Origin of the sequence: Sphaerotilus sp. FB-3 (assembly GCF_023706025.1) — a bacterium.
Taxonomy (GTDB): domain Bacteria; phylum Pseudomonadota; class Gammaproteobacteria; order Burkholderiales; family Burkholderiaceae_C; genus Sphaerotilus; species Sphaerotilus sulfidivorans.
On the sequence record NZ_BQWE01000045.1, the window covers coordinates 1 to 14,392 of the forward strand.

The window sequence follows — 14,392 nt, forward strand, 5'->3', positions numbered from 1 at the left end:
CCGACGACGACGAGCCCGACGACGCGGCCGGCCGCGCCGCCGACGAGATGACCGAGCTGGCGATCGCGCCCGACGGCCGGCGCAGCGCCTCGCGGGTGCGCTTCGACCTCGATCTGCCCAGCGCGGCCGCCGACGACCGGCCGCTCGGCCCGGGGCAGCGCCTGCCCGAATGGCACTGGAAGACCGGTCGGCTGGTGCCCGACCACTGCGCGGTGCAGTGCCTGGTCGCGCGCGAGGCCGCGCCGTTCCGGCCCTCGCCGGCGCTGCGCGCCACCGCGCGGCGGGTGCGCCGGCGGCTGGAGGCGCTGCGCGCCGCGCCAGTGCTGACGCGCGCGCGGCCCGACGGCGACGAGATCGACCTCGACGCCTGGGTGCGCCACCGCATCGACGACGCTCGCCACCCGGTCAGCGAGGCGCCGGCCGTCTTCCTGCGCCGCGAGCGCCACGAGCGCAGCCTGGCGACGCTGCTGCTGGCCGACCTGTCGCTGTCGACCGACGCCCATGTCGGCGACGACACCCGCGTGATCGACGTGATCCGCGACGCGCTGCATGTCTTCGGCGAGGCGCTGTCGGGCGGCGGCGACGCCTTCGAGATGCTCGGCTTCAGCTCGGTGCGCCGCCACAACGTGCGCATCCAGCACCTGAAGGGCTTCGACGAGCCCTGGGACGAGACGGTGCGCGCGCGCGTCGGCGCGATCCGGCCGGGCTACTACACCCGCATCGGCGCGGCGATCCGCCATGCCACGCTGCGCCTGTCGGCGCGTCCCGAGCGCCAGCGCCTGCTGCTGCTGCTGACCGACGGCAAGCCCAACGACATCGACCACTACGAGGGCCGCCACGGCCTGGAAGACACCCGCCACGCGGTGCAGGCCGCGCGCGACGCCGGCCTGACGCCCTTCTGCGTCACCATCGACGAGCAGGCGCAGGACTACCTGCCGATGCTCTTCGGCCAGAACGGCTACGCCCGCGTGCACCGCCCGCAGGAGCTGGTGCACCGGCTGGCACAGATCCATGCCGCGCTGGTGAGTCGCTGAAGCCGCGCCGAGGCAGCTTGAGGGCGGCTTGCCGAGGAAGACAGGCCGGACAACGCAACGGGTGGCGGACACCCGCGCCGCCCTTGAACTGGTTCAAGGACATCCCGCCGGGCTGACCTGCACCATCCCAGCCCGGGAAGAAGCACCTCGTCCAGACCCGCAAGCGACAAGCGACAGATCGCTGGCAGCAGGCCGCACAGGGAGAAGATGTCCGATGAAGCGGGTCGGGATCAGGATTGACCTGGGTCAGATTGAATACTGGAAACGGTCCCGACAATTCGCGCCGCCCCCTCTCCTCATCTGCCGAGCGCACGCCATGGATCTCCCTGCACGCCCCTTCGACCTGCCCCGCTACCTCGCCATGCTGCCGCTGTTCCAGGAGATGACGCCGCCCGAGCTGCTGCGCCTGGCCGAGGGCTGCCGGCTGCGCCGGCTGCAGCGCGGCGACACGGTGTTCCGGGTCGGCGAGCCCTGCGAGGAGTTCCATGTCGCGGTGACCGGCCAGGTCAAGCTGTTCGCGATCTCGCCGGCCGGACAGGAGAAGGTGATCGAGCTCATCGGCCCGGGCCAGAGCTTCGCCGAGGCGCTGATGTTCACCGGCAAGCCCTACATCATCAACGCGCAGACGCTGAGCGACGCGCTGGTGCTGAGCGTCGGCAAGGACACGGTGTTCGGCGAGATCAGCCGCGATCCGCGCTTCGCGATGCGCATGCTCGCGGGCATCTCGCGCCGGCTGCACGGGCTGGTGCACGACGTGCAGGCCTATGCGCTGCACAACGGCATGCAGCGCGTCATCGGCTACCTGCTGCGCGATCTCGGCGACGCGCCCGGCGCGATGCCGGAGACCGATTCCGGCCTGATGCCGCTCGACGGCGCAGGCAGCGGCGGCTGCGCGCCGCTGTGCCGCGAGGACGGCCGCACGCGCGAGCACCGGGTGTCGCTGCCGGTCAGCAAGGCGACGATCGCCTCGCGGCTGTCGATGACGCCGGAGTATTTCTCGCGCGTGCTGCACGAGCTCGAGGCCGAGGGCCTGATCGAGATGGACCGGCGCGAGATCCGCATTCCCGACACCGGACGGCTGGCGCGCCATCCGCTGCAGTGAGCACGTCCGCATGACCGCTGCCGACACCCCGCTGCTGCAGGCCGACGCGCTGGTGGGCGAGCGCCAGGGGCGCCGCCTCTGGGGCCCGCTGCGGCTGGCACTCTCGCGCGGCCAGGCGCTGCACCTGCGCGGCCCGAACGGCTGCGGCAAGACGACGCTGATCCGCACGCTGGCCGGGCTGCGCCGGCCGGCGGCCGGCCAGGTGCGCCGCGCCGCGCCGCTGTGGTTCGTCGGCCATGCGATGCCGCTGGCCGACGCGCTCGACGCGCGCGAGAACCTGCACGCCTGGCTGGACCTGGCCGGCGCGCCGCGGGACGGCACGCTCGTCGAGGACTGGCTGCAGCAGGAACGGCTGCCGGCGCGCCGGGTGCTGCGCGAGTGCTCGGCCGGCCAGCGCCGGCGCCTGGCGCTGGCGCCGCTGCAGCTGGCCCCCCGGCCGCTGTGGCTGCTCGACGAGCCCTTCGACGCGCTCGACCGCGCCGCCTGCGAGCGGCTGGCCGCGCGTGCGCAGGCCCATCTGGCCGCAGGCGGCGCGCTGCTGCTGAGCTCGCACGGCGCGCTGCCCGAGGGCTTTCCGGCCTGCGAGCCCTTCGATCTGGCCCCGCCCGGAGGCCGGGCATGAGGCCGGACCGTCCGGCGCATGGCGGCTGGGCGCGCCCGCTGCGCGCCACCGTGCGCCGCGAGCTGCGCCTGGCGCTGCGCCAGCCCGCCGAGCTGCTCTGGCATGCGGGCTTCTTCGTGATGGTGGCGGCGCTGTTTCCGCTGTCGCTGCGGCCGGAGGGCGCCACGCTGCGCCTGCTCGGGCCGGGCGTGCTGTGGGTGGCGGCGCTGCTGGCGGTGCTGCTGGCCTGTGGGCGGCTCTTCCACGACGACCTGCGCGGCGGCTGGATCGACCAGTGCGTGCTGGCCGGCACCGACGACGGTCCGCCCCTGGCGCTGCTGGTGGGCGCGCGCATGGCGGTGCAGTGGCTGCTCGCGGCCGGGCCGGTGCTGCTGGCCGCGCCGCTGGTGGCGCTGCAGTTCGGGCTGGACGGCACGGCGCTGCCGGTGCTGCTGGGCTCGCTGGCCCTGGGCAGCGCGGTGCTGGTGGCGGTGGCCGGCGTGGCCGCGGCGCTGACCGCCGGGCTGCGCGGCGCGGCGCTGCTGGCGATGCTGATGGTGCTGCCGCTGGCGGTGCCGGCGCTGGTGTTCGGAACGATGGCGGTGCATGCCGCCCAGGCCGGCCGCCCGTTCGCGGCCGAGCTGCAGCTGCTCGGCGCGATGCTGGCGATGGCGATGCTGGCCTGCCCGCCGCTGGGCGCGGCGGCGCTGCGCGCGGCCGCAGCCGAGGAATGAGCGCCGCACGACAAGGACAGGAACGATGGACACGCGAATCTCTGCCCCGATGGCCCTGGCCCCGGCGCGCCGGCACGGCCTGCGCTGGGCGCCGTGGATCTTCCACTTCGCCAGCCCGATGCGGCTGCATGCGCTGGCCGGCCGGCTGATCGGGCCGCTGCGCGCGCTGGCCGCGCTGCTGCTGCTGCCGGGGCTGTGGCTGGGCTTCGTCGCCAGCCCGGCCGACGCGGTGCAGGGCGAGGGCTACCGGCTGATCTACCTGCATGTGCCGGCGGCCTGGATGAGCATGTTCGTCTACGCGCTGATGGCGCTGTGGGGCGGCGTCGGCCTGGTCTGGAACACCCGCAGCAGCTTCATGATGGCGCATGCGCTGGCGCCCTCGGGCGCGCTGATGGCGCTGCTCAGCCTGGTCACCGGCGCCTTCTGGGGCCAGCCGATGTGGGGCACCTGGTGGGTGTGGGACGCGCGGCTGGGCTCCTCGCTGCTGCTGTTCTTTCTCTATCTGGGCTATCTGGCGCTGCTGCAGGCGCACGAGGGCCGCGAGCGCGCCGACCGCGCCTGCGCGGTGCTCGCGCTGCTGGGCGCGCTGAACCTGCCGGTGATCTACTTCTCGGTGCGCTGGTGGAACACGCTGCACCAGGGCGCGACGATCGCGCCGGGCAAGGCGTCGATGGCGCCGTCGATGCTGGCGGCGCTGCTGCTGATGTGCGCGGCCGCCTGGGCATGGACGGCGGCCAGCGCCTTTGCGCGGGTGCGCCTGCTCATCGCCGAGCGCCAGTCGCAGGCGCGCTGGCTGCAGGCGGAACACGACGCGGCGGGAGCCCACGCATGAACGACACGATCTGGGGTGAGCTGCTCGCCGCGCTGCGGCCGTGGTGGCCGGACTGGGCCGCCTTCGTCGCGATGGGCCGCCACGGCGGCGTGGTCTGGCCGGCGGTGGCGATCTGCGCCGCGGCCCTGGCGCTGGAGCAGCTCGCGCTGGCGCACCGCGCCCGTCGCGCGCACCGGCACGACGACACGAACGACCTGCACGACGCAGAGGATCTCCGATGAAACCCCGTCACCGCCGTCTCGCGCTGGTCGCGGCCGCGCTGCTGCTGGCCGGCACCGGCACCACGCTGGCCCTGCAGGCCTTCCGCAGCAACCTGGTCTTCTTCGTCACGCCGGCGCAGATCGCCGCCGGCCAGGCCGAGCGCGGCGCGCTGCTGCGCGTGGGCGGCTGGGTGCAGCCCGGCTCGGTCGAGCGCGATGCCGCCCAGGGCCTGAAGGTGCGCTTCGTGCTCGTCGACGGACCGCACACGCTGCCGGTGGTCTTCGAGGGCGTGCTGCCCGACCTGTTCTCCGCCGGCCGCGGCGCCATCGCGCAGGGGCGCATCGACCCGTCGGGCACGCTGGTGGCCACCGAGGTGCTCGCCAAGCATGACGAGAACTACACGCCGCCGGGCGTGCACGTGCCGGACGCCGGCCAGGCGGGCGCGCGATGAGCGGCGAGATCGGTCACCTGCTGCTGATGCTGGCGGCGGTCGCCGCGGCGGTGCAGATGCTCGCCGGGCTGCAGCCGCGGCCGCAGCCCCGGCTGGCCGCCACCGCGCTGGGCTGGCAGTTCGCCGGTCTGCTCGGCGCGCTGGTCGCGCTGGGCCTGGCCTTTCACGACAACGATTTCTCGCTGGCCTATGTCGCCGCGCACGGCCACACGGCGATGCCGCGCCTGTACGCGGTCTCGGCGGTCTGGGGCGGCCACGAGGGCTCGATGCTGCTGTGGTGCGCCATCCTGGCGCTGTGGAGCGTGCTGGCCGGCACGCGGCTCGGGGCCTCGGGCGATGCGGCCGCCCGGACGCATGCGACGCGCACGCTGGGCGTGCTGGGCGCGGTGTCGCTGGCGATGTGCGGCTATGTACTGCTGACCTCCAACCCCTTCGTGCGACTGCTGCCGGCAGCCCCGGAAGGCCGCGGACTCAATCCGATGCTGCAGGATCCCGGTCTGGTGCTGCACCCGCCGCTGCTCTATCTGGGCTATGTCGGCACCGCGCTGCCCTTCGCCGCCACGCTGGCCGCGCTGGCCTGGGGCGAGCCCGCCGGCCTGGCGCGGCGGCTGCGTCCGTTCACCGCCGCGGCGCTGGCCTTCCTGTCGCTGGGCATCGCGCTGGGCTCCTGGTGGGCCTACTACGAGCTGGGCTGGGGCGGCTGGTGGTTCTGGGATCCGGTCGAGAACGCCTCGCTGATGCCCTGGCTGGTGCTGGCGGCGCTGCTGCATCTGCAGGCCGCGCAGGACCTGCGTGGCCGCTTCGTGCAGGCCGCCGCCTGGCTGTCGATCGGCGGCTTCGTGCTGGCTCTGCTGGGCATCTTCCTGGTGCGCTCCGGCGTGCTGACATCGGTGCACGCGTTTGCGTCCGATCCGCGCCGCGGCAGCACCCTGCTGGCCCTGATCGCGCTGACGCTGGCGGTGTCGCTGCCGCTGGGCTTCCAGGGCATGGACCGGCTCGGCGGCGCACGGACCGGCGGCCGGACGGAAGAAGGCGCACGCTCGCCACTGTCGCGCGAGGGCGCGCTGGCCGCTGGCGCGCTGCTGCTGCTGGTGGCCTGCGCCAGCGTGCTGCTGGGCACGCTCTATCCGCTGGCGGTCGACGCGCTCGGCCTGGGCAAGCTGTCGGTGGGCGCGCCCTACTTCGACGCGGTGATGGCGCCGCTGCTGCTGCCGGCGCTGCTGTTGATGATTCCGGCCACAAGACTGCGCTGGGGCCGAGACGAGGGCCCGGCGCTGTGGCGCCGGCTGCGCCCGGTGGTGCTGGTGATGGGCCCGGCAGCGGTGGCGCTGCCGCTGCTGCTCGAGGCCGGCTTCGCGCGGATCAGCTGGGGCGCCGCGCTGACGCTGTGGCTGGCCACCGGCCTGCTGATCGCGACGCTGCAGACACTGCACGAGCGCTGCGGCGGCCGCTGGCTGCGACTTGAGGCCAGCGGCGCCGGCATGGGGCTGGCGCACCTGGGCGTGGCGCTGTTCGCCTGCGGCGTGGCGATGGTCAACGCCTACGGCATCGAGCGCGACGTGCGTCTGGCGCCGGGCCAGAGCCATCGCATCGCCGGCTGCAGCCTGCAGTTCGAGACCAGCGGCACCGCCAGCGGCCCGAACTACCGCGCGCTGACCGCGCGCTTCATTCTGGACTGCCCCGAACAGACGCCCGTGGTGCTGAACGCCGAGAAACGCGCCTACGATGGCTCGGCCATGCCGATGACAGAGTCGGCGATCGACTGGGGCCTGACCCGCGACATCTATGTCGCGCTGGGCGAGCAGGTCGGCAGCGGTGCGCAGGCCGCCTGGGGTCTGCGGGTGCAGTACCGGCCCTTCATCCGCTGGATCTGGATCGGCGTGGCGCTGATGGGTGCTGGCGCACTGCTGGCCGCGGCCTCGCGTCGGCTGCACCGGCACCGGGCGACCGCCCGCCATGCCGCACCTGCCCGAGCCCTTGAGGAGAGAACTGCATGAACGCCCCCCTTGCCGGCCCTCGCCCGGCCCGCCCTCGTCTGCTGCCCTGGCTGGCCGGCCTCGGCGCGCTCGCGCTGCTGGGCGTTCTGGCCATCGGCCTGACCCGCGATCCGCACGAGCTGCCCTCGACCCGCATCGGCAAGCCCTGGCCGGCGGTGACGCTGCCGGTGCTGGGCGACGCGGCGGCCGCGCCGGTCGGCCCGGCCCAGTGGCGCGGGCGCGCACGCATCGTCAACCTCTGGGCTTCCTGGTGCGGCACCTGCCGCGAGGAACATCCGGCGCTGATGTCGCTGGCGGCGACGCTGCGCGCGCAGGGCCGCGCCGACCAGCTCGTCGGCCTGAACTACAAGGACCGCGCCGCCGATGCCGGCGACTGGCTGGCGCGGCTGGGCGATCCGTTCTCGATGTCGCTGGTCGATGCCGACGGCCGCATGGCGATCGAGCTGGGCGTCTACGGCGCGCCCGAGACCTTCGTGATCGACGCGCAGGGCGTGATCCTGCACCGCCACGTCGGCGCACTGACGCCCGAGATCATCGCGCGCGAGCTGCTGCCGCGGCTGGGGATCGGCTCGTGAGCGCGCGTCGCACCTGCGCCGCGCTGCTGCTGGGGCTGGCGGCGGCGCTGGGCGCCGGCCGGGCTGGCGCGGCCACGCCGCCGTCCGACGTCGATGCAGACCGCATGCACGCGCTGACCGCCGAGCTGCGCTGCCTGGTCTGCCAGAACGAGTCGCTGGCCGACTCGAACGCGCCACTGGCGCTCGACCTCAAGCGCGAGATCGCGCAGCGCGTCGCCGCCGGCGACAGCGATGCGCAGATCATCGAGTTCCTGGTCGAGCGCTACGGCGACTTCGTCACCTACCGGCCGCCGCTGCGCGCCGGCACGCTGCTGCTGTGGCTGGGCCCGCCGGCGCTGCTGCTCGGCGGCGGCCTGCTGCTGTGGCGGCGGCTGCGCGATCCGCAGGGAGCCGCCTCGTGAGCGCGATGCTGCTGCCCGACTGGCTGCTGCCCTTCCTGGGCGTGGCGACCGTGCTGGCTGCGCTGTTCGGCGCCAGTCTGGTGGCGGCCGGCGACCCAGCCCACCCGGAGGCACCGCGCCGCCGCGCCTGGCAGGCACTCGCACCCGGCCTGGGCGCGCCGCTGGCCCTGCTTGCGCTCTATGTCGCGCTCGGCCACCCGGTGGCGCTCGATCCGGCTCGGCGTGCGCCCGACAGCGCCGACACGGTCGAGTCGATGGTCGAGCGCCTGGCCGCGCGGCTCGAGCGCGATGGCGGCGACGTCGACGGCTGGCTGATGCTGGCGCGCTCGCTGAAGGTCACCGGCCGCCACCGCGAGGCCGCCGCGGCCTACGAGAAGGCCGCGACACGCGCGGTGCAGGACCCGGAGCTGCTGGCCGACTGGATCGAGGCCCGCATCCTCGCCGACGACCACCACTTCGATGCCCGCTCACGCGAGCTGCTGGCGCAGGCGATGGCCCTGGCGCCGGAGCATCCGGCGGTGCTGATGATGCGGGTGCTGGCCGCGCTCGACCGGGGCGACGCGACCGCGGCCCGCCAGGGCCTGAAGCGGCTGTCGGCGCAGTACGCACCCGGCAGCGCCGACCGCCAGGCGCTCGACGAGGCCCTGCGCCGGCTCGACGCCGGCGAGGATCCGCGCGCAGCACCGCGTGACGCCCGAACCCGCCAGGACATCCGATGATCCCCGACCGCCCCGACACCCGCCGAGGTTTCCTGCGTCGCCTGGCCGATCCGGGTCGGCGCCGGCCCGAGCCTTCAGGACCGCCAGCGGCACCGCTGCAGCTTCACATTGGCTCGACCTGCCTGATGCACCAACGCATCGAATGTCGCCTGTGCGCGGAAGCCTGCGACACCCGTGCGGTGAGGGTCGTGCCCGCGCTGGGCGGCATCATGCAGCTGCGCCTGGATCTGTCGGCCTGCACCGGTTGCGGCGACTGCCTTGCCGGCTGCCCGGTGGGCGCGGCCACACTGGCTCCGCTCTCCTCCATCGACACCCCCCTGCACCGAGACCCCCGTGACCGATGACACCACCCTGATCGACATGTGCGACGCCCTGATCCACACCCGCCAGCACATCGGCCCGAAGCATCTGGAGGCGCCCGGACCGGACGAGGCCGAGCTGGATGCGCTGTTTGCCGCCGCGGCCGCCGCGCCCGATCACCATCAGCTGCGCCCATGGCGCTTCCTGGTGCTGGGCGAGACGGCACGCCAGCGCCTGTCCGAGGTCTTCGTCGAGGCGCTGCGCCAGCGCGATCCGCAGGCGCTGCCCGATCAGCTCGAGGATGCGCGGATCAAGGCCTTTCGCGGACCGGTGCTGATCATGGCGATCGTCGACCTGCGGGCCGACGATCCGGAGGTGCCGGTCTTCGAGCGGGTGTTTTCGCTGGGCTGCGCGGTGCAGAACCTGCTGCTGGCAGCGCGGGCACGCGGCTTCGGCAGCGGCCTGTCGAGCGGGCGGGCGCTGCATGTGCCGCTGATGCACCAGGCCTTCGGCCTGGCCGAGGGCGAGCAGCCGGTGTGCTTCATCAGCCTGGGCACGCCGCGGCGCAGCCGGCCGATCCGGCTGCGCCCGGCGGTGGCGGAGTTCGTGCAGCGAATCTGAGGCACCTGGGCGTGCAGGCCTCGTCCTTACGCCGGGCAGGAAGCCAGAGCGCAACCGCATTGCCGTTAGTATTCTTGACTGCCAAAAATCGGCTGAAACTATTTTGCAATTAGATTTCATTGTTAGGCAAAAACATTAATTCACATGATTCGCCTACCAATGAACATTGCATTCAGTAAAGCGATCATCTACATTCCAGCCCATCGTCCCTTCCCAAGATCCGACGGGCCATGACTCTGCGATCCACCTTCGCCCAGGCCGACAGCCTGCTCTACCGGCTGCGTGCCGCCGGCACGCTGCTCGGCGTCACCGACAACACGCTGCGCGGCTATGCCGACCATGCCGGCATCGCGGTGCGCCGCGCCTCCGACCTGACACCCGGCGCACCGGCGGTGCGGGTGTTCGAGCCCGACACGCTGTTCCGGCTGGCGCAGTGGCGCCGGGCGCAGAACTATGTGAAGGCGCCGGCCGCCGGCAGCGGCCCGGTCGTCGTCACCGTCGACGTCATCAAGGGCGGCACCGGCAAGACCACCACCAGCGTCGAGACCGCGCTGCATCTGCAGCTGCTGGGCCTGCGGGTGCTGCTGGTCGACCTGGACGTGCAGGCCAACGCCACCCAGCTGATGGGCTACGAGCCCGACCTGACGCTCGACGAGGCCGAGGCCTACGGCGTGGCGCCGGCGGCGATCGTGCAGGACACCTTCGCCTCGGTGCTGATGCCCTTCCTGGAGGGGCGCCAGCGCAACCAGCCGGTGCGCGCCCTGCCCGCCGGCGTGATCAAGAAGCCCTTCGGCGAGCACGGGCCGCACCTGATCCCGGCCGACACCTTCCTGGGCGACATCGAGCCGGCGCTGGCCAATGCCAAGGGCCAGCGCGAGCTCTATCTGCGCCAGCTGATCGCCGCCTCGCTGGCCGGCACCACGCCGGGGCTGGACCTGTCGGTCTACGACGTGATCGTCTTCGACTGCCCACCCAGCGTCAGCTTCACCAGCACCGCCGCGATCGCCGCGGCCGATCTGGTGATCGCGCCGATCCGGCTCGACGCCTTCAGCGTCAAGGGCCTGACCAAGCTGATGAGCGAGATCGACGGCCTGGACGCCGCCTACCATGTGCGCCCGGAGCTGATCATCCTGCCGACCCACTACGCGCCGCAGCTCGCGCGCATCGGCCGGATGCAGACCCAGCTCAACCAGTACCGCGACCTGATCGCGCCCTGCGCTATCTCGGCTTCCGAGGAGTTCCCGAAGTCGCTCGACAGCTACCTGCCGCTGACGCTGCAGAAGCCCACCTGCCATCCGTCGAAGGAATACCGCCTGTTCGCCGAGCACCTGCACGGCCGCATCCTGGCCCTGGCCGCCGCCCGCCGCCGCACCGCATCATGACCAAGCAGAGACTCATCCTCCCGAACGACGGCCGCCCGCCGATGCCGATGCCGGCCTTCTCGAACGCGCCCCGCTCGGTGGCGCCGGCCGGGCGCCGGCTGGTGCACCTGGCCGTCGACCTGATCGACGCCCACCCGCTGGCGCCGCGCGAGATCTACACCGAGCGCATGATCCGCGAGCGCGCCGACGACCTGCGTGCGCAGGGTCAGCATGATCCGATCCATGTGATCCCGAACCCGGACACGCCCGGGCGCTACATCATCTGCGACGGCTGGACCCGGGTGCAGGCCTGCCGGGTGCACGGCGCGCTCGACACGCTGCTGGCCGAGATCCACGAGGGCCTGTCGCTGCGCGAGGCCGCCTGGTTCGGCTACGAGCAGAACGAGGGTCGAGAGCAGCAGTCCGACTACGACCGCGCGATGTTCCACGAGAAGCTGCTGGCCGACGGCGAGACCGCCGAGGAGCTGGCGCGCCGCGGCGGCTTCCACAAGTCGATGATGACCTTCCTGCGCGCCTACGCGAAGCTGCCGGCCGGCGTGCTCGACCTCGTGCGCGCGCATCCGCAGAAGTTCGGCTCGCGGGTCGCCTACGAGCTGCACCGGCTGCACGAGGCCTGCGGCGAAGCGGCGGCGCTGGAGCTCGCCACCGAGTTCGCGACCCACCCGGACGACCTGCCGGTGCGCTGGCTGCTCGACCGGGTGCGCGAGCTGCGCGCACAGACCCGCGATGCCGCCCGGGCCGAACCCGACGCCGCCCCCGCAGAAAAGAAAGCCGCCCCCGCCTGGCCGGCGCATCGGGTCTACGACAGCGCCGAGGCGCGCGGCTACTACCGCCGCCGCGACGGCCGCATCCAGCTCTCGCTGCAGCTGGCGCCGCAGCACCGCGAGGCCTTCGCGCAGGGGCTGGAGCAGTTGCTGAAGACCCTGGGCGAGCCTGCGTCGGGCGATCCGGTTTGAACGTTCAAACCAGACCGCACCCGACCCGACCGCACAAGCCCGGTGCCTGCTCGCACCGGGGATGCCCATTCAGCGGCCCTCGCTGCGCAGGCATGGTGCGGTGCTGAACCGGGTTCGCGGCGCACGCCTCAGGCACGCCGCTTGCAATCAGTCTGTTCAGGAGGCGACCGCAACGCGGTTCGTCAGACCGAAGGGTCGCTAGGGTTCCGAGGCCTGCCGTGCGGCAGGCCTGTCTGGTCCGAGAGCGACCGGCCTCAAGTACCCGCGGCAGCCGCCGCGACGGCACTCAGGCTCCACGGCGGGACAAAAGCCCGGGAGGAACACTTCTGCGTCGAGGTGGCCTCCCCGGATCGTGTCCTCTTTCAGCCTGGAGCCCCCGAATGCCTGCTTTTTTCTCCCGCGTGACTTCCGGCCTTGTCGCCGGCGTGCTGGCCGCCAGCGGCCTGTTGGCAGCGCTGCCCGCCCGGGCCGAAGTCAAGGTCGGCGTCTCGGACTGGCCGGGCTGGGTCGCCTGGTATGTCGCCGAGAAGAAGGGCTTCTTCAAGAAGCACGGCGCCGACGTGAAGCTGGTCTGGTTCCCGAACTACACCGACTCGATCTCGGCGCTGTCGGCCGGCCAGCTCGACGCCAATGCCCAGACCTGGTCCGACACCATGGGCCCGCTGGCCAAGGGCGTGCCGGTCAAGGCCATCCTGGTCAACGACAACTCCGCCGGCAACGACGCGCTGGTCGTCGGCCCGAAGATCCGCTCCTTCGCCGACCTGAAGGGCAAGTCGGTCGCGCTGGAGCAGTACAGCGTCTCGCACTTCGTGCTGGTCAACGCGCTGGCCAAGAACGGGCTGAAGGCGAGTGACGTGAAGATCGTCAACCTGTCGGCGGGCGATGCCGCGGCGGCCTTCCTCGGCGGCCGGGTCGAGGCGGCGGTGGTCTGGAATCCGTGGATCCACCAGATCGAGACCAGCGGCAAGGGCCGTGCGCTGTTCACCTCGAAGGACCTGCCCGGGCTGATTCCCGACCTGCTGGTCGCGCAGGACAAGGCCATCGCCGGCAAGCGCAACCACCTGGTCGGCCTGAAGCCCAGCCTGGGCCTGCTGAGCGCGCGCGGCGTGGTGCCGGCCTGCCGCACGCTGGACACGATCTCGATCTTCGCGCTGACGGCCGACGACGCGCACCGCGTGTTCGCCGTGGCCGCCGCCTTCGATGCCGAGGACGCCTATGCCCGCCCGGCCGAGCCGCATGGCGTCGACCTCGGCGCCCTGGCCGCGCCGCGCATCGGCGTGCCGCGCGCCGACCAGCTCGACTTCTGCGGCAGCGCGGTCGACGCCCAGGCCTGGGCCGATGCGGTCGCGCATGCGCGCGGCCTGGGCGCCGAGATCGTCGAACTCGACATCGCGCCGCTGCTGGAGACCGCCCGCCTGCTCTACGGCGGCCCCTGGGTGGCCGAGCGCTACCAGGCGATCCGCGGCTTCATCGACGCGCAGCCTGAAGCCGTCTTCCCGGTCACGCGCGAGATCACGCTGGGCGGCGCCCGGCCGCTGGCCGCCGACGCCTTCGCCGCCCAGTACCGGCTGAAGGCGCTGCAGCGGCAGGCCGCGCAGGTCTGGCGTCAGGTCGACGCGCTGCTGACACCCACCGCCCCCACCCACCCGACGATCGAGGCCATGCTGGCCGAGCCCATCGCACGCAACAGCGAGCTGGGCCTGTACACCAACTTCATGAACCTGCTGGACTGGGCCGCGGTGGCGGTGCCGGCCGGCTTCGTCACGCGACCCGGAGCCACCGCGCCGATGCCGCACGGCGTGACGCTGTGCGCGCCGGCCCACCAGGACGTGCCGCTGCTGCACCTGGCCCGCCGCTGGCAGGCCGCGCTGCAGGGCCGCGCCGCCACGCTGGGCGCCACCGGCCAGCCGCTGCCGGCCGCGCAGCCCATCACGCCGGCCGTGCCCTCGGGTCAGCTGCGCGTGGCCGTCTGCGGCGCCCACCTCGAAGGCCAGCCGCTCAACGGCCAGCTCACCAGCCGCGGCGCGCGCCTGATCACCCGCACCACCACCACGCCGGATCACCGCCTGTACGCGCTGCCGCCGATCGTCACGCCCGCCGGCCAGCGCCTGCTGCGGCCGGCGCTCGTCCACGCCCCGGGCGACCCGCTGGGCCGCGCGATCGAGGTCGAGGTGTGGGAGCTGCCGGCGCGGGAGTTCGGCAGCTTCGTCGCTGCGATTCCTGCGCCACTGGGGATTGGCAAGACCCGGCTGGCGGATGGCAGCGTGGTGCCGGGGTTCATCTGCGAGGAGGGGGCGCTGGCGGGCGCGACCGACATCACCGGCTTGAGCGGGTGGCGGGCCTGGCTGGCCTCGTGTGCAAGCGATCCGGTTTGAACGTTCAAACCGGCCAGCGGCCCTCGGTTACTCCACCACCACCACGCTGTGCGGCACCCGCCCGACCGCCACCGTCTTCAGCGCCTTGGCCGCACCCACGTCGATGATCGT

The 14,392-nt window shown here is 73.0% G+C and carries 16 protein-coding genes and 1 riboswitch; all 16 genes read left to right on the forward strand.

Annotated features, from left to right (window positions below; genetic code table 11):
* On the forward strand, nt 1–1,034 hold a 1,034-nt coding region (locus NFT33_RS15335; RefSeq protein WP_251676656.1), incomplete at its 5' end, for a nitric oxide reductase activation protein NorD.
* Between the two features lie 316 nt (nt 1,035–1,350).
* Nucleotides 1,351–2,136: a Crp/Fnr family transcriptional regulator gene (locus NFT33_RS15340; RefSeq protein WP_251676658.1), complete on the forward strand. Its 786-nt coding sequence runs from the start codon at nt 1,351–1,353 to the stop codon at nt 2,134–2,136.
* A gap of 10 nt (nt 2,137–2,146) precedes the next feature.
* Complete coding sequence (gene ccmA / locus NFT33_RS15345) at nt 2,147–2,758, forward strand: heme ABC exporter ATP-binding protein CcmA (RefSeq protein ID WP_173803931.1); 612 nt, start codon at nt 2,147–2,149, stop codon at nt 2,756–2,758.
* Nucleotides 2,755–3,471, forward strand: a complete 717-nt coding sequence (locus tag NFT33_RS15350; protein WP_251676660.1) for a heme exporter protein CcmB — start codon at nt 2,755–2,757, stop codon at nt 3,469–3,471. Before ccmA ends, NFT33_RS15350 begins: the two co-directional genes overlap by 4 nt.
* A 25-nt stretch (nt 3,472–3,496) precedes the next feature.
* Complete coding sequence (gene ccmC / locus NFT33_RS15355; protein ID WP_473964567.1) at nt 3,497–4,303, forward strand: heme ABC transporter permease CcmC; 807 nt, start codon at nt 3,497–3,499, stop codon at nt 4,301–4,303.
* Nucleotides 4,300–4,524: a hypothetical protein gene (locus NFT33_RS15360; protein ID WP_220787509.1), complete on the forward strand. Its 225-nt coding sequence runs from the start codon at nt 4,300–4,302 to the stop codon at nt 4,522–4,524. Before ccmC ends, NFT33_RS15360 begins: the two co-directional genes overlap by 4 nt.
* Complete coding sequence (gene ccmE / locus NFT33_RS15365) at nt 4,521–4,955, forward strand: cytochrome c maturation protein CcmE (protein WP_220787508.1); 435 nt, start codon at nt 4,521–4,523, stop codon at nt 4,953–4,955. The genes NFT33_RS15360 and ccmE overlap by 4 nt, the downstream gene beginning before the upstream one ends.
* Nucleotides 4,952–6,952, forward strand: coding sequence for a heme lyase CcmF/NrfE family subunit (locus tag NFT33_RS15370; protein WP_251676662.1), 2,001 nt, complete (start codon nt 4,952–4,954; stop codon nt 6,950–6,952). The genes ccmE and NFT33_RS15370 overlap by 4 nt, the downstream gene beginning before the upstream one ends.
* Complete coding sequence (locus tag NFT33_RS15375) at nt 6,949–7,527, forward strand: DsbE family thiol:disulfide interchange protein (RefSeq protein ID WP_244954577.1); 579 nt, start codon at nt 6,949–6,951, stop codon at nt 7,525–7,527. Before NFT33_RS15370 ends, NFT33_RS15375 begins: the two co-directional genes overlap by 4 nt.
* Entirely contained in the window at nt 7,524–7,928 is a 405-nt protein-coding gene (locus tag NFT33_RS15380) for a cytochrome c-type biogenesis protein (RefSeq protein ID WP_251676664.1), read from the forward strand. Before NFT33_RS15375 ends, NFT33_RS15380 begins: the two co-directional genes overlap by 4 nt.
* A gap of 5 nt (nt 7,929–7,933) precedes the next feature.
* Nucleotides 7,934–8,647: a tetratricopeptide repeat protein gene (locus tag NFT33_RS15385; RefSeq protein ID WP_420542729.1), complete on the forward strand. Its 714-nt coding sequence runs from the start codon at nt 7,934–7,936 to the stop codon at nt 8,645–8,647.
* Nucleotides 8,644–8,991, forward strand: coding sequence for a 4Fe-4S dicluster domain-containing protein (locus NFT33_RS15390; RefSeq protein ID WP_149505545.1), 348 nt, complete (start codon nt 8,644–8,646; stop codon nt 8,989–8,991). The genes NFT33_RS15385 and NFT33_RS15390 overlap by 4 nt, the downstream gene beginning before the upstream one ends.
* Complete coding sequence (locus tag NFT33_RS15395; RefSeq protein WP_251676668.1) at nt 8,981–9,568, forward strand: nitroreductase family protein; 588 nt, start codon at nt 8,981–8,983, stop codon at nt 9,566–9,568. Before NFT33_RS15390 ends, NFT33_RS15395 begins: the two co-directional genes overlap by 11 nt.
* Before the next feature lie 230 nt (nt 9,569–9,798).
* Nucleotides 9,799–10,950, forward strand: coding sequence for a ParA family protein (locus NFT33_RS15400; RefSeq protein ID WP_251676670.1), 1,152 nt, complete (start codon nt 9,799–9,801; stop codon nt 10,948–10,950).
* Nucleotides 10,947–11,906, forward strand: a complete 960-nt coding sequence (locus NFT33_RS15405; protein ID WP_251676672.1) for a ParB/RepB/Spo0J family partition protein — start codon at nt 10,947–10,949, stop codon at nt 11,904–11,906. The genes NFT33_RS15400 and NFT33_RS15405 overlap by 4 nt, the downstream gene beginning before the upstream one ends.
* A 187-nt stretch (nt 11,907–12,093) precedes the next feature.
* Nucleotides 12,094–12,226: riboswitch (guanidine-I (ykkC/yxkD leader) on the forward strand.
* 81 nt (nt 12,227–12,307) lie between these two features.
* Nucleotides 12,308–14,281, forward strand: a complete 1,974-nt coding sequence (locus NFT33_RS15410) for an allophanate hydrolase (RefSeq protein WP_251676674.1) — start codon at nt 12,308–12,310, stop codon at nt 14,279–14,281.
* The last annotated feature ends 111 nt before the right edge of the window (nt 14,282–14,392 follow it).